General features: G+C 55.5%; 22 protein-coding genes. 16 read left to right on the forward strand and 6 right to left on the reverse strand.

What is annotated here, in order from left to right:
- Nucleotides 1–45 precede the first annotated feature (45 nt).
- The 15 genes from ABVF61_RS21995 to ABVF61_RS22065 all read left to right on the forward strand — a co-directional run bounded on the left by ABVF61_RS21995 (nt 46) and on the right by ABVF61_RS22065 (nt 14,823).
- The gene (locus tag ABVF61_RS21995) at nt 46–1,080 is read left to right on the forward strand and encodes an enoyl-CoA hydratase/isomerase family protein (RefSeq protein WP_353995674.1); all 1,035 of its coding nucleotides are present in this window, start codon (nt 46–48) and stop codon (nt 1,078–1,080) included.
- 18 nt (nt 1,081–1,098) lie between these two features.
- On the forward strand, nt 1,099–1,518 hold the full coding sequence (locus ABVF61_RS22000) for a DUF6163 family protein (protein WP_353995675.1): 420 nt from the start codon (nt 1,099–1,101) through the stop codon (nt 1,516–1,518).
- A gap of 95 nt (nt 1,519–1,613) precedes the next feature.
- Nucleotides 1,614–2,504: a 3-hydroxyisobutyrate dehydrogenase gene (mmsB, locus tag ABVF61_RS22005; RefSeq protein ID WP_502949987.1), complete on the forward strand. Its 891-nt coding sequence runs from the start codon at nt 1,614–1,616 to the stop codon at nt 2,502–2,504.
- 193 nt (nt 2,505–2,697) lie between these two features.
- On the forward strand, nt 2,698–3,213 hold the full coding sequence (gene ldtR / locus ABVF61_RS22010) for a transcriptional regulator LdtR (RefSeq protein WP_353995676.1): 516 nt from the start codon (nt 2,698–2,700) through the stop codon (nt 3,211–3,213).
- 370 nt (nt 3,214–3,583) lie between these two features.
- The gene (locus ABVF61_RS22015; protein ID WP_353996475.1) at nt 3,584–4,891 is read left to right on the forward strand and encodes a L,D-transpeptidase family protein; all 1,308 of its coding nucleotides are present in this window, start codon (nt 3,584–3,586) and stop codon (nt 4,889–4,891) included.
- 98 nt (nt 4,892–4,989) lie between these two features.
- Nucleotides 4,990–5,217 (forward strand): DUF6898 family protein, encoded by a 228-nt coding sequence (locus ABVF61_RS22020; RefSeq protein ID WP_353995677.1) that lies wholly within the window; start codon nt 4,990–4,992, stop codon nt 5,215–5,217.
- A 227-nt stretch (nt 5,218–5,444) separates the two neighbouring features.
- Nucleotides 5,445–6,743: a serine hydroxymethyltransferase gene (gene glyA / locus ABVF61_RS22025; RefSeq protein WP_502950011.1), complete on the forward strand. Its 1,299-nt coding sequence runs from the start codon at nt 5,445–5,447 to the stop codon at nt 6,741–6,743.
- A gap of 28 nt (nt 6,744–6,771) precedes the next feature.
- Nucleotides 6,772–7,248 carry a transcriptional regulator NrdR gene (gene nrdR / locus ABVF61_RS22030; RefSeq protein ID WP_353995678.1) on the forward strand — a complete coding sequence of 159 codons (477 nt, stop codon included), beginning with the start codon at nt 6,772–6,774 and terminating at the stop codon, nt 7,246–7,248.
- Nucleotides 7,249–7,267: 19 nt separating this feature from the next.
- Nucleotides 7,268–8,392 (forward strand): bifunctional diaminohydroxyphosphoribosylaminopyrimidine deaminase/5-amino-6-(5-phosphoribosylamino)uracil reductase RibD, encoded by a 1,125-nt coding sequence (gene ribD / locus ABVF61_RS22035; RefSeq protein WP_353995679.1) that lies wholly within the window; start codon nt 7,268–7,270, stop codon nt 8,390–8,392.
- A 1-nt stretch (nt 8,393) separates the two neighbouring features.
- On the forward strand, nt 8,394–9,005 hold the full coding sequence (locus ABVF61_RS22040) for a riboflavin synthase (protein ID WP_353995680.1): 612 nt from the start codon (nt 8,394–8,396) through the stop codon (nt 9,003–9,005).
- Nucleotides 9,006–9,150: 145 nt separating this feature from the next.
- Complete coding sequence (gene ribH, locus ABVF61_RS22045) at nt 9,151–9,600, forward strand: 6,7-dimethyl-8-ribityllumazine synthase (protein ID WP_353995681.1); 450 nt, start codon at nt 9,151–9,153, stop codon at nt 9,598–9,600.
- Between the two features lie 5 nt (nt 9,601–9,605).
- Nucleotides 9,606–10,124, forward strand: coding sequence for a transcription antitermination factor NusB (gene nusB / locus ABVF61_RS22050; RefSeq protein WP_353995682.1), 519 nt, complete (start codon nt 9,606–9,608; stop codon nt 10,122–10,124).
- Between the two features lie 2 nt (nt 10,125–10,126).
- On the forward strand, nt 10,127–11,125 hold the full coding sequence (gene thiL, locus ABVF61_RS22055) for a thiamine-phosphate kinase (protein WP_353995683.1): 999 nt from the start codon (nt 10,127–10,129) through the stop codon (nt 11,123–11,125).
- A gap of 118 nt (nt 11,126–11,243) precedes the next feature.
- Nucleotides 11,244–12,467 (forward strand): MFS transporter, encoded by a 1,224-nt coding sequence (locus ABVF61_RS22060; RefSeq protein ID WP_353995684.1) that lies wholly within the window; start codon nt 11,244–11,246, stop codon nt 12,465–12,467.
- 217 nt (nt 12,468–12,684) lie between these two features.
- Complete coding sequence (locus ABVF61_RS22065; protein ID WP_353995685.1) at nt 12,685–14,823, forward strand: sodium-translocating pyrophosphatase; 2,139 nt, start codon at nt 12,685–12,687, stop codon at nt 14,821–14,823.
- Nucleotides 14,824–14,964: 141 nt separating this feature from the next.
- Here the strand turns inward: ABVF61_RS22065 and ABVF61_RS22070 are convergent, their stop codons facing one another.
- The 6 genes from ABVF61_RS22070 to ABVF61_RS22095 form a co-directional block, all read right to left on the reverse strand.
- On the reverse strand, nt 14,965–15,588 hold the full coding sequence (locus ABVF61_RS22070) for a hypothetical protein (RefSeq protein ID WP_353995686.1): 624 nt from the start codon (nt 15,586–15,588) through the stop codon (nt 14,965–14,967).
- Between the two features lie 101 nt (nt 15,589–15,689).
- Nucleotides 15,690–16,667 carry a glycosyltransferase gene (locus tag ABVF61_RS22075; protein ID WP_353995687.1) on the reverse strand — a complete coding sequence of 326 codons (978 nt, stop codon included), beginning with the start codon at nt 16,665–16,667 and terminating at the stop codon, nt 15,690–15,692.
- Nucleotide 16,668: 1 nt separating this feature from the next.
- Nucleotides 16,669–17,613, reverse strand: a complete 945-nt coding sequence (locus ABVF61_RS22080; RefSeq protein ID WP_353995688.1) for a UDP-glucuronic acid decarboxylase family protein — start codon at nt 17,611–17,613, stop codon at nt 16,669–16,671.
- Nucleotides 17,614–17,664: 51 nt separating this feature from the next.
- Nucleotides 17,665–19,266, reverse strand: a complete 1,602-nt coding sequence (locus ABVF61_RS22085) for an LIC_10190 family membrane protein (RefSeq protein WP_502949988.1) — start codon at nt 19,264–19,266, stop codon at nt 17,665–17,667.
- A gap of 177 nt (nt 19,267–19,443) precedes the next feature.
- A complete protein-coding gene (locus ABVF61_RS22090) occupies nt 19,444–20,160 on the reverse strand; it encodes a class I SAM-dependent methyltransferase (protein WP_353995690.1) in 717 nt (238 codons plus the stop codon).
- A 265-nt stretch (nt 20,161–20,425) separates the two neighbouring features.
- Entirely contained in the window at nt 20,426–20,863 is a 438-nt protein-coding gene (locus ABVF61_RS22095; protein ID WP_353995691.1) for an outer membrane protein assembly factor BamE, read from the reverse strand.
- 114 nt (nt 20,864–20,977) lie between these two features.
- On the opposite strand from ABVF61_RS22095, the gene ABVF61_RS22100 reads away from it, so the two are divergent.
- A complete protein-coding gene (locus ABVF61_RS22100) occupies nt 20,978–21,526 on the forward strand; it encodes a ubiquinol-cytochrome C chaperone family protein (protein ID WP_353995692.1) in 549 nt (182 codons plus the stop codon).

Raw genomic sequence — 21,526 nt, forward strand, 5'->3', positions numbered from 1 at the left:
GTCCGCTTAACCGTTGAAACGACTCTCCTTCCACAAGGCGCATAAATGAGCGACGAGATCCTTTTTGAAGTTCGCGGCAAAGCCGGTTTCGTAACGCTGAACAGGCCGCAAACGCTCAATGCGCTAACACATTCGAAAGTGATCGCGCTGGGAGACCAGCTAAAGCGCTGGGCGGATGATCCTTCCGTCGCGCACGTCATCATAAAAGGTGCAGGCGACAAGGCGTTTTGCGCCGGTGGAGACATCCGCAGCATTTATGATGCCAAACAGGCAGGCGAGGTTGACGGGCTGAAGCAATTCTTCCGCGATGAATACACCTTGAATGCCTATATCAAGGCCTACCCGAAACCTTATGTCGCGCTGATCGACGGTATCGTAATGGGAGGCGGTGTCGGCGTATCCGTGCATGGCAGCCATCGGGTTGGAACGGAAAAAACACTTTTTTCGATGCCGGAAACCGGGATCGGTTTCTTTCCTGATGTCGGCGGCACCTATTTCCTGCCCCGGATGCCCAAAATGACCGGTGTCTATTGCGCATTGGCAGCGAGCAGGCTGAAACAGGGTGACGCGCTCGCAACCGGCGTTCTCACTCATGCTGTCGCACAATCAAGCTTACCGGACCTGGAACGGGCACTGGAGACGGCCGATGATGTGGACAAAGCGCTCGAAGTTTTTCAGGTTGTTCCGGAACCGGGCCCGGTTAAAGAAAACGAAGCGCTCATAGACGAGGCATTTGCGGCGGCTTCCGTCGACGACATACTGGAGCGGCTGGACCGGTCTGAAAAGGAATTTGGCCGGAAGGTCGCATCAGCAATCCGCACGAAATCTCCGACGAGCATACTGATAACCTTCGAACAAATGCGGCGTGGAGCAGATCTTTCCTTCAACGAGTGTATGAAACTCGAATACAGGATCGTGTCGCGTCTCCTGCATGGCAGTGATTTCTTTGAAGGCATTCGCGCGGTCGTTATCGACAAGGATCAAGCGCCGAAATGGACACCTACGCAACTCGCACATGTGGACAGCGCCGATTTGGCGTCGTATTTCGAGGAACCGTCTGACGGAGACCTTCCTCTTTAACCCGCGACCGGACCGGCCATGATCACCAGTTTTCAGGACCTCATCGACGCGCGCCCGCCCTGGAGCACGATCCTTATCCTTTACCTGCGGTGCATAGCCATCATTCTGATCAGCGGTGGTGTCATTTACTGGGCCCGCATCATCGGTGTTGTCGAATGGCATGGGAATTTTTTCTGGGACATGCCGATCGCGCTTCAGGGTGCAACGGTCTTTTTTGCAGTGTTGGACCTCGTTGCAGCGACCGGTCTCTGGCTCACCGTGTCCTGGGGCACGGTCATGTGGATCTTCCGATGCGGATGCCAGATCGTCATGCACACGGCTTTCAGTGACCTCTATGGCCGCAGACCTTACGAAATCACCTTCTATGTTGTGACGGTCGCGATTTATGCCGGTCTCGCTTACCTCATGCACAAGGAAAACCGCGCGGCAGCTGGCTGAACCTCTGACAAAAAGCCGCCCACGCTGAATCAAATCATCAAAAGAGCCGACAAAGAGACTCTTTAAATTCACGAATTTCATCTGGGAGAACGAACATGGCGAGCACAATCGGTTTTATCGGTCTTGGAAACATGGGCGGCCCGATGGCAGCCAACCTGATCAAGGCCGGGCACCGCGTCATCGGATTTGACCTCTCGGCGGAAGCAATGTCGGCCCACGCGGACGCGGGCGGCGCAAAAGCCGGCGGTGTCGCTGAGCTTGCCGCGGCTGCCGACGTCGTGGTCACGATGCTGCCGGCTGGAAAGCACGTGCGCCAGATCTATCAGGGCGATGGAGGGATCCTCCAAAACGCAAAAGCCGGAACACTGTTGATCGATTCATCCACGATCGACGTCGACAGCGCTCGTATTGTCAGCTCAGCAGCAGCGGAAAAGGGCCTTGCGATGGTCGATGCACCAGTCTCCGGCGGGGTCGGTGGTGCGACCGCAGGAACGCTGACCTTCATGGTCGGGGGCAGCGAAGAAGGGTTCACCGCAGCCAAGCCGTACCTTGACATAATGGGCAAGACGATCGTCCACGCCGGTGGTGCGGGCAACGGTCAGGCGGCAAAAATCTGCAACAACATGATCCTCGGCATTTCCATGATCGGCGTCAGCGAGGCCTTTGTGCTTGCCGAAAAACTGGGGTTGGATGCGCAGAAGTTGTTCGATATTTCGTCAACGGCGTCCGGTCAGTGCTGGTCACTGACGTCCTATTGCCCGGTGCCTGGACCGTTGCCGTCGTCGCCCGCAAACCGGGATTATCAGCCGGGATTCGCGGCAGAGATGATGCTGAAAGACCTGAAACTTGCGCAGGAAGCTGCCAATTCTTCGGGTGCCGCTACGCCCTTGGGGGCAGAGGCATCGGCGCTTTATGCGCTCTTCTGCAACAGCGGCGGAGAAGGGACGGACTTTTCAGGCATCGTAAAATTCCTGCGTGGATCTTAGACTTTTTCGAGCAGTCAGTTCGACTGGATGGAGCTGGTTAACAAAACCTGAATCAGGGTGCTGAAAGTGCCTTCAAACGTTAACGAACGATTCAGCGTGTCTCTTAAGCGGATTTTAGAAACACTCGGCTAGATTGCGTCTCAAGGCGGGAAAATATCCGTCCATCAACAGGTACTATAAGAGGCGCAATCACATGATCACCGCAAGTAGGGCAGTCGACGCTGTTTCACCGGGCGAAGCGGAAGAAGTGGAAATCAAGCCACTTTATCTTGAAGCCCTGACTCTTGTTGAAAGACTGCATCGGCGTCTTCTGGACGTCATCAAGGATGAGTTCGATCGCATGGGCCGGTCCGATGTCAACAGTGTGCAGGCTCTGCTTCTGTTCAACATCGGCGACGCTGAACTGACCGCCGGCGAATTGCGCACACGCGGTTACTATCTCGGTTCGAACGTGTCCTATAACCTGAAAAAACTGGTCGAAACCGGCTATATCCACCATCAGAGGTCCCGCATGGACCGTCGGTCGGTGCGTGTCAGCCTGACGGACAAGGGCCAGGAAGTCGCCAAGATCGTCAACGATCTCTATGAGCGTCACATCCTGTCCGTGGAACAGGTCGGCGAGATCGGACCGGAAGACTTTGTTGCACTCAACAAGTCACTCCGTCGTCTCGAGCGGTTCTGGACTGACCAGATCCTCTACCGCCTCTAAGGTTGCGGCACATTCCAGATGACAAAGCACCGCCCATCGGGCGGTGCTTTTCTTTTTCCGCCCATCACGTAAATTTGCGTTTCACACTTCTCCGGTCCCGTCATATCTAATCCTGAGCGCGCCGTTTGACCACAAAGGGCTCTGAACATTGGATTTTGTTCGAATTCCGATGTTCCCTGACATCTTGTGGTCACAAAAGAGTGGCTTTGTGCGGCGCCTAAGACGGTGACATGGTTAAAAAATCAAGCGATTTGTTAACTCCCGTCGATTATGAATTCAAACTTGAACCGCCGACCGGGCAAAGTGAAAATAGCTCGGCGGCGTTGAGCACGTGAACCGATTGTATAAGGCGCGGCAGATGAAATTGGCGATGCACCTTCAAACTGGTCGATCCGGATCAAAATGCTTACCGAAGTGGTCGGCGGGAAAGACACTTTTCAGCGCAGTTACATTGAGCATAGGCGCGCTTCTTGCGCATGCCGCTCCGGCAGATGCGCAGACGGCGTTGCAGTCTCTGCAGCAGAACCGTCAGAACGTCGAGTGGGCCGACAATTTCGATATTGCCACGGAGAACATCACCGAAGTCAATTCTTCGGCGCCGACACTGTCGCCCGAGACAGCTGACTATATCGCCATCGCCATCGACCGGTATCAGCGGATCGTTCAGGCCGGTGGCTGGGGAACTGTGACCGGTGGCGGCAAGGCGCTTCGCATTGGTGCCAAGGACCCACGCGTGGTGGAATTGCGCCGCCGCCTGATTGCCTCCGGCGACCTTGAGCAGCAGGCCGGTCTTTCGGATGCGTTTGATTCTTATGTCGAAGCCGCTCTGCGCCGTTTTCAGCTTCGCCATGGCCTGATCCCTGACGGCGTTATGGGCGACGACACTGTTCAGGCTCTGAATGTTCCGGCTCACGTGCGGCTCGGCCAGCTTGAAACGAATATCGTGCGCATGCGGTCCATGTCGGGTTTCCTGGGCGATCGCTACGTGATGGTGAACATTCCGGCAGCCGAGATCGAGGCCGTTGAAAATGGCCGTGTTCGCTCGCGGCACACGGCGGTTGTCGGCAAGATCGACCGCCAAACCCCGATCTTGAACAGCAAGATCTATGAGTTGAACTTCAATCCCTACTGGACGGTTCCGGTGTCGATCATCCGCAAGGACCTGATCCCCAAGATGAAAGAGGATCCGGAGTACCTTTCGAAGAACAACATCCGCATCTTTGACTGGAGCGGGAATGAACTCGCCTGGCAGCAGATCGACTGGAATACGGACGAGGCAACTCAGTACCGCTTTACGCAGGATCCGGGCGCCGAGAACTCACTTGGTTCCGTACGGATCAATTTCCACAACAAGCATCAGGTGTATCTGCACGATACGCCTTCAAAGACGCTCTTTGGCGAAAGCCAACGGTTCCACTCCTCCGGTTGCGTCCGCGTTCAAAACGTTCGTGAACTCGTGACCTGGATGTTGCAGTCGACCACACCTGATTGGGACAGAGGCCGCGTTGACGGCGTGATCCGAACCGGTGCACGTGAAGATGTGAAGCTGAAGAAGGCCATTCCGCTCTACATGACCTATGTGACTGCCTGGGCAAATTCCGACGGTGTCGTTCATTTCCGTGAAGACATCTACAATCGCGACGATGTATTTGCGACCGAGACACAGGCCAGGCTCTGAGCCCACTGCCAGTTTTTGAGCTTACCAGATGAAACGCCGGTCTTGATAAGGCCGGCGTTTCATGGCTTTTAAGGGAAGCAGCAGTTGGGAGAATGCGGATGAGTCGCAACCCGCGGCCAGGTGAGATCTACCTTGAATTCCATCCGATCGGTCAGCAGGTGAAAGTCACCGCGATCGATGCGGCAACGGGAATCGAGGTTTCCACCTTTGGACCGGCATCGGTGTCTGAGGAAGACCTGAAGCGCCTCGCGGTTCGCAAGCTCAAACGCCGTATTAGTCAGATTGCCGGGGCAGGGGATCAGAATTCTGATCCCACACTCTATTGAAGGGGCAACGCGTCTCCGCAGCGCGGCCTTCCGTCATCTGAACAGATTTTCGAAAGGCGTTGGCGTCGTTTTCCAAACTGGCCGCGTCGGTATGCCCCTTGGTTCTCATGGGACGCTGTGCTAATTCCTCGCGCCAAGTGGTCCGCAGGTTCAAGCCGGCTTGTTTGGGACGGAAAGCCACGATCAGGCTCCTCGAATACGAATACAAGGAAAATGCGATGTCTTTGATGGAAAGCTCCGGACAGACCCATTCCGGGTTCTTTACCAGCAGTCTTGCCGAAGTTGATGCAGACATTTTCGGGACCGTACAGCAGGAGCTCGGCCGGCAGCAGCACGAAATCGAGCTGATCGCGTCTGAAAACATCGTTTCGCGCGCAGTGCTGGAAGCACAGGGCTCGATTTTCACCAACAAATATGCCGAAGGATACCCGGGTAAACGCTATTATGGTGGCTGCGAGTTTGCGGACGTTGCCGAAACGCTGGCGATAGAGCGGGCCAAGGAACTGTTTGGTTGCCAATTCGCAAACGTTCAGCCCAATTCAGGCAGCCAGATGAACCAGGCGGTTTTCCTGGCGCTGCTGCAGCCTGGCGATACGTTCATGGGTCTTGATCTCAATTCCGGCGGTCACCTGACACATGGTTCGCCGGTGAACATGTCGGGCAAATGGTTCAACGTTGTGTCCTATGGCGTGCGGGAAGGCGATCACCGTCTCGACATGGAAGAGGTCGAGCGCCTTGCAAACGAACACAAACCCAAGCTCATCGTGGCGGGCGGTACCGCATATTCCCGTTTTTGGGACTGGCAGAAATTCCGTGAGATCGCCGACAGCGTTGGCGCTTATCTGATGGTCGACATGGCACACATTGCCGGTCTTGTCGCCGGTGGCGTGCATCCGTCCCCGGTGCCGCATGCGCATGTCGTCACCAGCACCACACACAAGTCCCTGCGCGGTCCGCGCGGCGGTCTGATCCTGACGAACGACGAGACAATCGCCAAGAAGGTCAATTCCGCTGTCTTCCCGGGTCTGCAGGGTGGGCCGTTGATGCATGTGATTGCAGCGAAGGCCGTTGCCTTCAAGGAAGCCCTGCAACCAGAATTCAAGGCCTATGCCCGTGCGGTTGTCGAGAATGCCAAGGCGCTTTCCGAAGCACTGAAAGAACAGGGACTGGATATTGTTTCCGGTGGAACCGACAACCACTCCATGCTCGTCGATCTTCGTCCGAAAAATGCCACCGGCAAAGCGGCAGAAAAAGCACTGGGACGTGCCAACATCACCTGCAACAAGAACGGTATTCCGTTTGACCCGGAAAAGCCGTTTGTGACGTCCGGCATTCGTCTCGGCACGCCTGCCGCAACAACGCGTGGCTTTGGCGTTGCCGAATTCCGTGAAGTTGCAGGGCTGATCACGGAAGTGTTGGACGGTTTGAAGACTGCAAACAGTGAAGAAGGCAACGCAGCGGTTGAAGCTGCAGTCAAAGCCAAGGTAGAAGCACTGACAGCCCGGTTCCCGATTTACGGTGGGTAACAGCGGGCTCGCTCAGGAGCTATAAGAAATGAGATGTCCTTTTTGCGGTGGCGAGGAAACCCAGGTTAAGGATTCCCGGCCGACCGAGGACAATACCGCGATACGCCGCCGCAGGATTTGCAACACCTGCGGCGGTCGCTTCACGACATTCGAACGGGTGCAGCTGCGTGAACTGATGGTTCTGAAGCGATCGGGGCGCCGCGTGCCGTTCGATCGGGAAAAGCTTATGCGGTCGGTTCAGATCGCCGTGCGTAAAAGGCCCGTGGAGCCGGACCGCATTGAGCGCATGGTGAGCGGCATCGTGCGTCAGCTCGAAAGCTCGGGCGAAAGTGAGATAACGGCTGAGACCATCGGCAACCATGTCATGGAAGGCCTCAAGGGCATCGATGACGTTGCCTATGTGCGATTTGCTTCTGTTTACAAGAATTTCCGCGAGGCCAAGGATTTTGAAGCGCTTCTGGATGAATTGAGCGATTCTGAAAGCGCGCCTCTAAAAGACCAATGATCTTTGCGAAATAGTTTTTATGTCTTCAGTGAGTTCAGTTGATACCCGTTTCATGGCGGCAGCGGAACGTTTGGCCCGTCGTGGGCTCGGACGGGTCTGGCCGAATCCGGCGGTTGCCGCCCTTATTGTCAAGGAAGGCGAGGCAGGACCTGTTCTGGTCGGGCGTGGTGTCACCTCCCGGCCCGGCATGGCACATGCGGAAGTGAACGCCTTGCGCCACGCCGGTGAGCTGGCGCGGAATGCGACCTGTTACGTAACGCTTGAGCCGTGTTCCCACTATGGACGCACGCCTCCTTGTTCCCTGGCGTTGATCGAGGCAGGCGTTACGCGTGTCGTGATCGGTATATTGGACCCAAACCCGCGCGTTGCCGGGCGCGGCGCGCAGATGCTGCGCGATGCCGGTGTCGCCGTGGAAATCGGTGTCAGGGAGCGCGAGATCAGGGATCTCTATCACGGATTTACGCTGCGCCAACTGAAGCAAAGGCCACACGTTTTCCTGAAACTTGCCGTTTCGCGCGATGGTTATATCGGGCGTGCCGGCGAGGGGCAGGTCAAGATTTCAGGTCCCTTGTCGATGCGCAAGGTGCATGGCTTCCGCGCTGAATACGATGCCATTCTCGTAGGTTCGGGAACGGCTCTTGCAGATGATCCGCAGTTGACATGTCGTCTGCCTGGGTTGGCCGAGCGTTCGCCGGTGCGTGTTATCGTAGACCGCTGCGCGCGTATTCCGCTGGAATCGAAACTTGTACGAACGTGTGTCGACGTGCCTGTCTGGCTCATTTGCGGAAACGACGCGGATCCTGAAAAGATCGAGTTTCTTACGGCGGCGGGTGTGAACGTTATCCGGGTGCCGGCGGGCGACTGCGCGATTGAGCCGGGTGTTATCTTGAGCGCACTTGCCACAAGAGGCATTACCAGGGTCATGGTCGAAGGTGGTGCGCGAATGGCGTCCTCTTTTCTGGAGGCCGACCTTGTTGACGACCTCTGCGTCGTCACGGGTGACCTGGAAATCGGTGAAGACGGCATATCTGCTCTGCACGATTTGGCTCTTGCGGATGTCTATCGCGACCCCAAATTCGAAAAGATCGACGCCGGTAAATTCGATGCCGACAGTTTCATCTACCTCAGACGCCGTGGAGCCTGACATGTTTACCGGCATTGTGACCGACCTTGGTGAAATCCTGACAGTTGATGACATCCCGGCCGGAAAGCGGACCCGGATCCGCACGGCTTACGACACCGAAACGTTCGATATCGGTGCCTCCATCTCGTGCGCCGGTGTGTGTCACACGGTGACGAAGAAGGCGAATGAGGCCGACGGAAACTGGTTTGAAGTCGAGTCCGCTGCCGAAACCCTTGCATTGACCACGGTTTCCAAGTGGCGCGCCGGACAAAAGATCAATCTGGAACGGTCGTTGAAATTGGGAGCCGAGCTGGGCGGCCATCTGGTGCTTGGTCATGTCGATGGAATAGCGACTGTGGTAAAGCGGGAAGATCATCCTGACTCTGTCTATTTCCAGTTCGAAGCGCCAAGGGAGACCGCACCTTTCATCGCCAAGAAGGGATCGATTGCCCTGGACGGGACCTCTTTGACGATCAACGACGTCGACGGACTTTTGTTTTCCGTCTTTTTGATCCCGCATACGCTCGATGTGACCACATGGTCGGAACGGGATGTGGGGGACGGGATCAATCTCGAAGTGGATATGATAGCGCGTTATGCCGCGCGGCTTGCGGAATTCCCGAAGACCGGGTAGGGGACGGGACAATACTTCAAGAACCTGGCGATGCTTGGGTCTGACTGCAGGGATGCAGTACGGTTCTGACTGCCTTGTACGAATGACACTGGACAAACCGGGACAGACATGGTTCCTGTCGCCGCCCCTTACAGGATGAAGACCCATGAGCGATGCATCGAAACTGCTGATCATCGAAGCCCGTTTTTACGACGATCTGGCCGATGCGCTGGCGGAAGGCGCGATAAAGGAAATCGAGGCGGCTGGAGCCACGTACGAGCGGATTGCCGTGCCCGGCGTTCTTGAAATCCCGGCAGCGCTGTCCATGGCGATGACCGCTATGGAAAGCCAAGGCGTTCTTTATGATGGATTTGTCCTTCTGGGTGTCGTGATCCGTGGTGAAACAACGCACTACGATATCGTTGCGAACGAGTCGAACCGGGTAATCATGGATTTGATCGTCGATGCGGATCTGGCAGTCGGAAACGGTATTCTCACAGTCGAAAATGATGAACAGGCCTGGGCGCGCGCAAAAGTCGGCGACAAGAACAAGGGCGGTGCGGCAGCAAGGGCCGCACTCGACATGATCGCGCTGCGCGAACGGCTCGGAGTATAAGCAAAATGACCGGCAAGGCCGACCCGGAAACACAGGCGAAAACCGTGCGCCCCGCCAACAAGCGCGGTGTCGCGCGGCTGGCCGCTGTGCAGGCCCTTTACCAGATGGACGTCGGCGGCGCGCCGCTGACCAGCGTGGTGAGCGAGTTCACCGCGTTCAGGCTCGGCAAGGAAATAGATGGCGCGCAGTATCGCGACGCGGATGAGCAGTGGTTCAAACAGATCTTGGCCGGCGTTGTGGAGGACCAGAAATTCCTGGATCCCTTCATTCACACCGCCTTGACGGAAGACTGGCCGCTAAAGCGCATTGACAGTCTTCTGCGCGCAATTCTTCGTTCGGGCGCATACGAGCTCCTGCGGCGTAAGGACGTACCGGCAAAAGTCATCATTTCGGAATACATCGACGTCGCCAAAGCGTTTTTCGAAGACGATGAGCCGGGTCTGGTGAATGGTGTTCTCGACAGGCTTGCACACGAGTTGCGCGACGATGAGCTCGACACTGGCAAGGCAGGCGGCGCTTCCTGAAAATGGCGCAAGACCGGCCCGGAGAGTTTGAGCTGATCAAGTCGTATTTCGCGCCCCTCGCGAGCGATCCTGGCAGTCTCGGCCTGACGGACGATGCCGCTGTCCTCCGTCCGGAACCCGGTTTCGATCTGGTTCTGACAAAGGACGTTCTTGCCGCAGACGTTCACTTCTTTGCTGACGATGCACCAGAAGCAATCGCCGCCAAGGCTTTGCGCGTGAACCTGTCTGATCTGGCAGCCAAAGGCGCTAAACCACGCGGTTATCTCCTCGGCCTGGCGCTGCCGTCTGACTGGACAGAGTTATGGCTCGAACGCTTCTGCGCGGGATTATCGGCCGATCAGTCGGCTTATGATGTCCGGTTGCTTGGCGGCGACACGATCCGGTCCAACAATGGCCTGCAAGTCTCCATTACGGCAATTGGGCAGGTGGAAGAGGGCAAGGCGGTGCGAAGGTCGGGTGCCCGCCCTGGCGATATCCTGTTCGTAACAGGCACGATCGGAGACGCTGCCGCAGGTCTCGCTGCAAGGCTTGACCCGGTATTTTGTGAACGCGCGTCTTTAGCCGTCGGAGACGAGAACCATATTCTGGATCGTTACCTGCTGCCCCGGCCGCGCACGAAGCTTGCGCCTTTGCTTGTCGGCCACGCCTCCGCTGCCATGGATGTTTCCGACGGTCTCTTTGCCGATTGCGGACACCTGGCAAACGCCTCTGGAACCGGTCTTGAAATTGATCTGGCGAAGGTTCCTGTTTCCCCGGCAATGAAGCACCTTCAGAACAAAGCGTTTGAGTATTATGTGCGCTTCTTGAATGGCGGCGATGATTACGAGATCCTGGCTGCGGTTCCCGCTGAAAAGGCCGAGCGCTTCAGAAGAGGGGCGGAACTCGCCGGTTGTCCTGTTACCGAAATCGGCATTGTGAGCGAAGAGGCTGGTAGAGTTAAGGTGACAAAGGATGGCCATCCGTTGGCTCTTGCGGCAGACGGCGGCTTTCGGCATTTCTGATTGCCGGCACCGGCTTCTCAATTCCTGACGAACAGGTGTTTTACGAACGCCTCCCGTCGTGCTACCGGTGAAGTTCTTTCCCATAGACGCCACTGCGGCAAATCCCGAGACCTGACCAATGAGCACCGCAATGCCGGACACCGTTGTTGATGATCGACTGGCAAAGCGCAATGCCGTTCTGCTGGCGCTGGCTCAGGCGCTGGGAGGGGCGTCAGCATCGATCGTGATCGCGACCGGACCGCTTGTCGGCTATATGATGCTTGATGAGGACAAGTCCCTTGCAACGCTTCCGGTTTCCGCGATGGTTCTGGGCACAGCTTTCGGAACGATCCCGGCCGGCATTCTAATGCGCCGTTTTGGACGCAGGGCCGGGTTTACCGGGGCTTCGCTTCTGGGTGTGATTTCAGGTTTGCTTGCTTCGTTCGCCGTCTTTCGCGACAGTTTTGCGCTGTTTTCACTTGCGTGCTGCATGGGTGGGTTTGCCGGCGCGTTCGTTCAGCAATACCGCTTCGCTGCGGCCGACACGGCCAGCGACGCGTTCAAGCCCAAGGCAATTTCGTGGGTGTTGGCAGGTGGTGTGCTGGCAGGCATTGTAGGGCCGCAAACGGTCATCGCGACGAAAGACATGTTTGCGCCTATCCTCTTTGCCGGAACCTATCTGGCGCAGGCTGGACTCGCGCTGATTGCGCTTTTCCTGCTCATCTTCATTCAGATACCAAAGCCTCCGCGCCAGACAAAATCGCACTCCGGTGGACGGCCGTTGCGGACGATCATGTCACAACCACGCTTTATCGTGTCCGCCGCATGTGGCATCTGCTCCTATGCATTGATGAGCCTCGTCATGACGGCAACCCCGCTTGCCATGATTGCCTGCGGTCTGTCGGAAACCGATGCTGCACTGGGTATTCAGTGGCACGTTCTGGCGATGTTCGGACCGAGTTTCTTTACCGGAAGTCTGATTGCACGCTTCGGCAAGGAAAGGATTGTATCTATCGGCCTGGTGCTGCTCGCGGGTTGTTCTGTCGTGGCACTGATGGGGATTGAGCTTGCCCATTTCTGGACGGCTCTGGTCCTCCTCGGGCTTGGCTGGAATTTCGGCTTCATCGGTGCAACAGCCATGCTGACTGACACCTACCGGCCGGAGGAGCGCAATCTGGTTCAGGCGGTCAATGACTTTCTGGTCTTCGGATTTGTTGCTGCAGCTTCGTTTTCCTCCGGAGCACTTTTGAACGCGTTTGGCTGGGGAACGGTGAACATCCTGGTCTTTCCGTTTGTTGTTCTGTGCATCGCATTGCTGCTATGGCTGGCATTTGCTGAAAGAAAAGAAGTTACAACCGCTTAAAGTCTACTTCGATTTTCACTTCGTGCCTGCAGCAAAAATGCCGCGCTGCACCAAATGATACCGCAACGGAAGAGTGAAATTAAACGATGTGAGAGCTTGACGAAGCGCCGCGCTTTGTTGCTATCGTGTGCTCTCTTCACGCTGAGGAAATTGCGTGAGGTGCAGTCTGGCGGCCAAAACGACATAACAAAAGCCCGCCGCAGCTCTGGGAGGAAGTATGATCGAGCTTGTCATCATCGTTGTTTGTGGCCTCTTGTCCATCGCCTATGGCGCCTGGGCAATCCAATCCGTCATGGCGGCGGATGCGGGCAATGCCCGCATGCAGGAAATCGCGGGGGCGATTCAGGAAGGGGCCAGTGCCTATCTCAATAGGCAGTATACGACCATTGCCATCGTTGGTGCCGTTGTGTTCGTACTTGCCTGGATCCTGTTGTCCGGGCCCGCTGCAATCGGATTCGCGATCGGGGCTGTTCTCTCAGGTGCTGCCGGATATATCGGCATGATGGTCTCTGTTCGCGCGAATGTGCGCACTGCTCAGGCTGCCAGCCAAAGTCTGGGAGCCGGACTGGAGATCGCATTCAAGGCCGGTGCCGTCACCGGCCTTTTGGTTGCCGGGCTCGCGCTTCTCGGCGTTGCGGTCTATTACGCCATTCTCACCGGAATGATGGGCTACGAAGCGACGGACCGGACCGTTATCGATGCCTTGGTGTCATTGGGCTTCGGCGCATCGCTCATCTCCATCTTTGCACGTCTGGGCGGCGGCATCTTCACCAAGGGTGCCGATGTTGGCGGCGATCTCGTGGGTAAGGTTGAAGCCGGAATTCCGGAGGACGATCCGCGCAATCCGGCAACTATTGCCGATAACGTTGGCGACAATGTCGGCGACTGCGCGGGCATGGCTGCCGATCTGTTCGAGACTTACGCGGTGACCGTGGTTGCGACCATGGTTCTGGCGTCGATTTTCTTCACGGGCACGTCCGCGATGGAACTGATGCTGTTGCCTCTGTTGATCGGCGCAAGCTGCGTGGTCACCTCCATAATCGGCACGTTCTTCGTCAAGCTCGGCGAAAACAACTCCATCATGGGAGCGCTCTACAAGGGCTTTATTGCCACTTCGGTGCTCTCGGCTGTGGCTCTTGCCGTCATCGTGTTCGGTTGGCTGGGCGCAGGCACGGAATACACAACATCCGGCGGAACAACATTCAGCGGCTTTGATCTGTTCGTATGCGGTGTTGTCGGCCTGCTGGTGACCGGCCTGATCATCTGGGTGACCGAATACTACACCGGTACGGAATATCGTCCGGTGAAATCCATCGCCCAGGCATCCGTGACCGGGCATGGCACGAACGTCATTCAGGGTCTCGCGGTATCGCTTGAGGCAACTGCCCTTCCCGCAATCATCATCATTGCAGGTATTCTGGTGACCTACAGCTTTGCCGGTCTCTTTGGCATCGCGATCGCGGTGACCACAATGCTCGCGCTTGCGGGCATGGTCGTTGCACTCGACGCTTTCGGGCCAGTGACGGACAACGCCGGCGGCATTGCCGAAATGGCCGATCTTCCGGCCGAGGTCCGCACGACGACCGATGCGCTCGATGCGGTTGGCAACACCACCAAGGCTGTCACCAAAGGCTATGCCATTGGTTCGGCGGGTCTCGGTGCGCTCGTGCTGTTCGCCGCCTATACGGAAGACCTGAAATACTTCTCCAGCACCGCTGAAGAAGGATCAATCTTCGCAGGGATCAATGTGGACACATTGTTCACGCTGTCCAATCCCTATGTGGTGGCCGGTTTGCTGTTCGGCGGTCTTCTGCCTTATCTCTTCGGCGGGATCTCCATGACGGCGGTCGGCCGGGCAGCCGGAGCGGTTGTCGAAGAGGTGCGCCGTCAGTTCAAGGAAAAGCCGGGCATCATGGAAGGCACGGAGCGTCCTGACTATGGACGTGCAGTCGACATGCTTACCAAGGCTGCCATCCGGGAAATGATCGTTCCCTCGCTGCTACCGGTTCTCTCACCGATCGTGGTCTTCTTCGTTGTTCGCGCGGTTGCGACACCGGCTGATGCCTTTGCAGCGCTCGGAGCAATGCTGCTTGGCGTTATCGTCACCGGTTTGTTCGTGGCCATTTCTATGACGGCAGGCGGCGGTGCTTGGGACAACGCCAAGAAGTCCTTCGAGGACGGCTTTACCGACAAGGATGGGGTGACGCACCAAAAAGGTGGCGAAGCACACAAAGCGTCCGTCACAGGCGACACCGTCGGCGATCCGTACAAGGATACAGCTGGTCCTGCAGTGAACCCGATGATCAAGATCACCAACATCATGGCGTTGCTGCTCTTGGCGATCCTGGCGCACTGACGGGCAGGCCTTAACCAGTCGAGAAAGACAGAGATGGCGCGGTTTGGAAGAAATTCCAGGCCGCGCCATTTCGTTTGTCTTTGAAGGGCTGATCAACGAGATGATGCAGTCGTTCGCTTATAGAACAGACGACGGAATTGGTCAGTTTTCGGACCCACCCGCTGTACCCGGACCGCAGGAATAGTCCGGGGCGTCTATACTGTTTTTGAATGGATCCGTAAGGTCATTCGTGTATTCGCCGTCCAGCAAACGATGTTGCGGCAAGAGATTTAGCCGGAAGAAACTGCTGAATGCGGCGATCTGGCGACCGCGCTCGGTTAGAATTGCGCACCCATCGACCACTTTCACCGTTCCCGATTGCTGCTGCTCCGTCAGCCGAGCGTCAATGAGGCGGTGTTCATGCATAAACTCATTTGAAATCACATCTTCAAAACGGTCGACAAGAATAGCGCCGCCGCGCTGGTCAAGTTTTTCGAGGATGTAGAAGGACAGCGAGCGGTCAATGACCGTTGGTACGGAAATCGCAAAAGCGTACCCCCCTAGGAGCCAGATCGCGACCAATTGAACTTTTTCGAAGGTGCCCAGTCTGGAAAAGATCCCTGATAGAAACAAAATGGCAGAAGCAATGATCGCAGCAATGACCGCATCGGCAATTGACGCGTAAAACACAACATTTACTGGGAAATACCAAACATGAATGCAATAGGTCATGAAGAGCAGCGCGACAAAAATGCATGTCGCGAAGATGCTTGAAACTAGTTTCACGAGACTTTCGTATCCTTTGAAATTTGTGCGTTTTGTCGTAGCGCCTTCAGCGCGAGGTCATTCCACGGTGCTGGACAACGGGATTGCGCAGCCGGTTGCGTTCAGGAGGCTTCTTCGAGCTTCGAATTTCCCACGGCGCTGTAGAGAACCTTTTCGACAAAGTCTCGATAAGCCAGTTCCGAAGTGACAGTTCCGCTTCGAACAACGCCCGTAAGCATCAGCGTCATCAGCGCAAGGACGCCGGTCTGCATGAACATCAGCACCAGGATGCCGAACGCGACCGAAAACCAACCAGGTGTCGAATAGCCAATGGTCTTGAGCACGATAGCGCTCATTCCGCCGAGGACAGACAGGATGGCGACGATGGCGGACGCGATGCCTACACGTACGAGCACATCTTCGGCAAAGACCATCATCCCCTTGAAGCCGTGTAGCGCTAATCCAACGAAGTTCATTTTCGATTGACCCGCATATCGTGGACCCCGGTCCAGAGGGCATGTGGCGATCCGCAGCTTCGACGCAAGGACCGCCGAGGCGACATGTATCGACAGCTCCGGCATTGCTGACAGTCGCCGAACCCCGTCGGCTTTCATGGCCATGAAATTACCGAAACTGATCGTTCTGCCGGTGACAATCCGAAACAGCCGTTTGTAGATTTTGTAGAAGGTCTTGAAACGCAGTGTTTCGACCCGACTTTTGCGACGCGCGACGACAACATCCACAGTGTTGCTTTGCAAGTCGCTCACCAATTTTGAAATCGATGACGGCAGGTCTTCGCCATCGGAATCCATGACAACGACCGTTTGGTCGTCCTGAATATGTGTTGCCACGTAGCCAAGACCGATAGCGATAGCTTTCTGATGACCGACATTGCGTCTCAGCTTAAGCACAACGCCTTTTGCTCCAGCGACCTCGAGCCCGGATGTGTCGAGGGGATGTTTCACGGATCCGTCGTCGACGGCGACGATGTACACAGAGTCGCCAAGCTCTGCGTGCAGTTCCTTGAACAGTCTGCTACTTGCCTCGAAGTCTTCGTAGACCGGGGTAACGACAATAAAGTGTGTGTCAGAAGGGACCATCTTACAAATCCCGAAAGTATGTGATTGTTTCCTTCAATCCCTCTTTGAGCGGGATTGTCGGCGTCCAGTCAAGTTGATCCTTTGCAATCGTGATATCCGGCCGCCTCTGTTTCGGATCATCGTGAGGAAGCGGGCGAAAGACGAGCTTGGAAGCTCCGCCGACAAGCTCCAGAACCGTTTCGGCAAGTTCGAGGATCGTGAATTCCGATGGATTTCCAAGGTTCACAGGTCCAGTCAATTCGGATGACGAAGACATGAGCCGCACAAACCCTTCAATAAGATCATCGACATAGCAAAAGCTGCGTGTCTGCAGGCCGTCGCCATAAATCGTGATGTCCTTACCCTGCAAAGCCTGCACTATGAAGTTGCTGACCACGCGGCCATCGTTCGGGTGCATGCGCGGCCCATAGGTATTGAAAATGCGGGCAACCTTGATGTCGAGCCCATGCTGCCGATGATAATCGAAGAAGAGTGTTTCCGCGCAACGCTTACCTTCGTCGTAACAGGAACGGACGCCGATCGGGTTTACACGGCCCCAGTAATCCTCGGTCTGTGGGTGCACTTCGGGGTCGCCATAGACTTCACTTGTTGAAGCCTGGAAGATGCGCGCGCGCGTGCGCTTCGCCAGGCCCAGCATGTTAATTGCACCATGGACGCTTGTTTTCGTGGTCTGGACGGGATCGCGTTGATAGTGGATTGGTGAGGCAGGGCAGGCGAGGTTATAGATTTCGTCAACTTCCAGATAAATCGGAAAGGTGACATCGTGCCTTTGAAACTCGAAGTTCGGATTTGAAAGAAGGTGAACGATGTTGTCTTTCGTGCTGCTGTAGAGGTTGTCGATGCACAGGACATCCATTCCCTCTTGAAGAAGTCGCTCGCACAGATGAGACCCGAGGAACCCCGAACCGCCGGTTACAAGCACGCGCTGTCTGTTTACAACCTTCATTCCTGATGTCCTCGTTCAATCCGGCTTTTCGCCATGCACTTCCCGGTTGTCTCACTGTTCGAAAAACAGGTAACCAGATCGTGTTACCGGAGCGGGCAGGTTCTTGGAGCGCACGCAATCCTTCGCAGCCCAGCAAAAGTCGTTGGGGTTCTTGCCATGTACCCCAAAAACGGGATGAGCAACAAGCTCAGTCTGTGGAAGGGTCAACATTTGGAACGTCGATAGACCCTTGATCGAAAATCCGCCCTGGCCGTTCGCGAGCAGGATGACGAGAATAAAACTCAAAAGCCTCAAATGCGGCCCTGTCCGAAGCATCGGTGCACCAAAAATGGCGAGTGCTATCACCGGTACTGCGATCAGAAATATGCCAATGCCGAATCTGTCGGTTGGTGCTTTGAGAAACCATAGGATCAGCGAGACGGCTATGACGCCGACCAAGGCAAAGGCGATTGCCGGTTGCAGCCTGGTTGTTGCGAAAAAACGGTGCGCCATGGCAGCCAGCAGGACTATGACAACGGCTGCAAGACTGAGATAGATCAGAAAACTTGCGTTCGCTTCAAGCCAGTAGTCCGTCAGCCAGGACCAACCCTCAAGAGATGAGCGACCAGTGTGGGGATGGCGCGCCCATGCAGTCACCAGATCACTGTAAAGGATCGCCTCTTGCTTTGCGTGCCACGGTACGGTCAGGCAAGTCCAGGACACGGGAAAGAGCAGGCATCCCGTTGTGATAACTCCACGCAAAAGCCAAAGCAGCGTGAACACTGCCGGGAATGCCAGGATGGCTGGTATGCGTCGCGTTGAGATCTGTTTTCGCCACAGCAACGTTGCGAAAACGAATACTGCCCACAGCGCGACGAGTATGCTGCTGACCTTTAAAGCGACAGCCATTGCACAAAGCATGAAAAACGCCGAGAGCTGTGAGGCTCGGCATTCATTTTCCCGCGTTTCGCTGACAAGTATGTACAGCCCGGCGAGGATCGAAAGAGCGAAGGTTAAACCGGCAGCGCTGTCGGCATAGCCATATTTCCAAATAAAGTATCCGTCATAGATCAGAAGGTTTATCCCAATAAAGAGAGCTAATATTCTGATAAAATTGTTTTTTGAGTTGATTGCAAAGTAAATGAACGAGAGTAAGCACACAAAGTAGAGTGCAGACATGTATGAGAGCAGTTTGAAGGCTTCGCCGATCCACAAGAGCGAATTGATGTATTCCAGAAATGAACTGAAGCCATACCGTGCATGGAGATGTGCGAACCCGAAAATGATCTCGTGCTCTCTTATCCATCTTTGATGTGCAAAGTGATACAGGCCGCCATCAGGCCCCGGTTGCATGTCGGCAGCCAAAGGTGTGCAAAGGGCCGCAAAAAGGCAGATCAGGCCTACCGATCTGATTGTTGTCCTATCGACAAGGCAGCAGCCATAGATCAGCAGTGCTGTCGCGATGCCGTATGAAAAAGAGTTCGCAGCACCGGCAAAGAAATTGACAACGAGAGCGATCATCCCGAGCGCGAAAGCACCAAGCAACGGAAAGAAAAACATTGGCAACTGGGTTGCCTGGAGTCGCGAAACTCTTCGAACACAATCCCAGAACCCGATGCCTAGTATAGTAATAGCCGCTGTAAAAGCTGGGAATAAAATGAGGTCGAGAAGCATACAGACTGCTCTTCTGTTGTTTTGTGAGGCTTACTTACCGCTCGCTGCACGATCTGACAACGTCAAATGACAACCGTACCGCCCTTCAACCGGGCAAGGGTTGCAAAGTTTTGGGGAAGATCGTTTCTCAGTTTAAGAGGAAAGTAACTGGACGTGCGAAGCGGTCGCCAAGTTTGGTTACTCAGAGATTTTCTTTGCCCGAACGCAGATATTTTTTCCAAAAAAGTGTTTCAGACCCAGCGAGTCGAGAGCCTTGCTAAATGGAAAAATAAATTTGTCGTAGGTTTCCAGCCGCGAGGGCGATGCAAGCCCCTTGTCGGCCGAATACCCAAAGTAACGGAAGAACAGGCTGATAAAGAAGCCGACACAGTCTGCATAAAACACTTCTTCAACTCTGAAGCCTGCGCTCGTCAGCTTGTCAACGAGCATGCGTTTGTCATAACGGCGATAGTGACCGACGCTCGCGTCCAGATCGGAAAACAGCTTCTGAAAAGCGGGCAGGTAAAGAACAATTTGCCCGTTTTTTTCCAACCGATCGAAGATGCATTTCAGAATTTCCTGATCGTCTTCAATATGTTCCAGAACGTTTGAGCTGAATACAAAATCAAAATTGTCGACGCCGGAAATGTCCTGGAGCGTTTCGTAGCCCTTTGATATCAGAATGCCCCTGCAGGTTTCATCGACCTCGACGCATGTTGGCTTCAGTCCGGTTTTTGCGTGAAAGCAGTCCGCCAGTGTTCCGATGCCAGCGCCGAAATCGACTGGTTTTTTGCTTGAGCCGAGGCTGCGCGCAATCGTTTCGGCAATAAAGGAGTTGTACCGCGGCATTGCTTTGTCAATCGCAACCAACTCGTCAAAACCCGAGTAGCTTGTTTTCTCTTTTGTTTGCAGCACGGCGGTCCGCCTCACGGTGAGTGTGGCGCGACGAGTAGCCTCGTTGAAGGAATATGTCTAGGCGAAATTCGGCAACGTCAACAACCGTCACACTGCACAGGTGCAGTGCAGACAAGTTGGCGTCCGCAGAGATTTTAAGGAAAGGCCGTAATGCGGCGCCTTTATCAGCGCGTGGCGAAAAATATCGGACGTGAGATTTTTGCCCGCTCACCTGGCGGCCGGTTCAAAGACCGGCATTTTGAACCATGAGCGCGCGCTGCAGACGCTAGAGCCCGAGACCCGGGTTCGTGGCGCCTCTCAGGATTTGGGTCAGGAAGCCGTAGTCCGCGCCGCCGGTCCGTGTCTTGCGGGTTACGATGTCGACGACCTTGCCATCCTCGAGCGTGTAGTTGCCGAGATCTTTCACAAAACCGTCTTCGTCAAAATAGATCGCAACGACCCGCTGTTCGACAATGTCGGGGGCGAGGAAAGCCGTGGTCGCGGTTTTCTGGGATATGTAATAGTAGGCGTCGCCGCTCAGGCTTGACGTCGTCGACGGCGACCCTAACACAAGTTCCACCTGCTCTCGGCTGGACCCGACTTGCACCTGGTTCAGCATGGACGTGGTCACAACATGCCCATGCGTATACGTCGATGTAAAACAGCCGCCGAGCGGAAGCGTGGCCAGAAGCGGAAGGATCAGGGCGCTCGCCTTGAAGTTCATCTAAGAAGTCCCGTTTCGCCAGATCGCTCTGGCTGCTTTTGAATTTCGTTGCTTGGCAAAGTCACTATCGTGGGATAGGGCACAAGGCAACACCTGAGTCAAATGGAGACGGTCATGGTATTCAACCTGTTCCGCCGCCGGTCACGTGACGCCGAACGCAAGGTTTATTGTGAAATCGTGGCTCAAGCGCGGCAGCCGGTATTTTATACAGACTTTCTTGTTCCTGACACGATCGATGGCAGATTCGATCTGATCGTGCTGCACGCTGTCTTGTATTTCCGTCGCATGCGCGGGGAGGGGGCGAAAGTATCGGAGTTTACGCAAGGCGTATTTGACCTGTTCTTCCAGGATATGGATGCGTCATTGCGCGAGATGGGTGTTAGTGACACGCGTGTGCCGAAGAAGGTAAAAGTGATGGGGGAGGCCTTCTATGGCCGTGCCGATGTTTATATCCGCGCGATTGATGACAACGACGCTGAAGAACTGGCTGAAGCACTTGGCCGCAATCTGTTCCCCGATGCCCAAGAACTGGTCGCTCAAAAACGGCTCGCCCTCTACATGATGTCTGCAGCAGAAAAACTGTCACAACAATCAACCGAAAACCTGATCGGCGGCGACTTGACCTGGCCCGAAGCCGAGGCCTTTGCAGCGATCGCCGTCTGA

The organism is Roseibium sp. HPY-6, assembly GCF_040530035.1.
In the GTDB taxonomy this organism is placed as follows: domain Bacteria; phylum Pseudomonadota; class Alphaproteobacteria; order Rhizobiales; family Stappiaceae; genus Roseibium.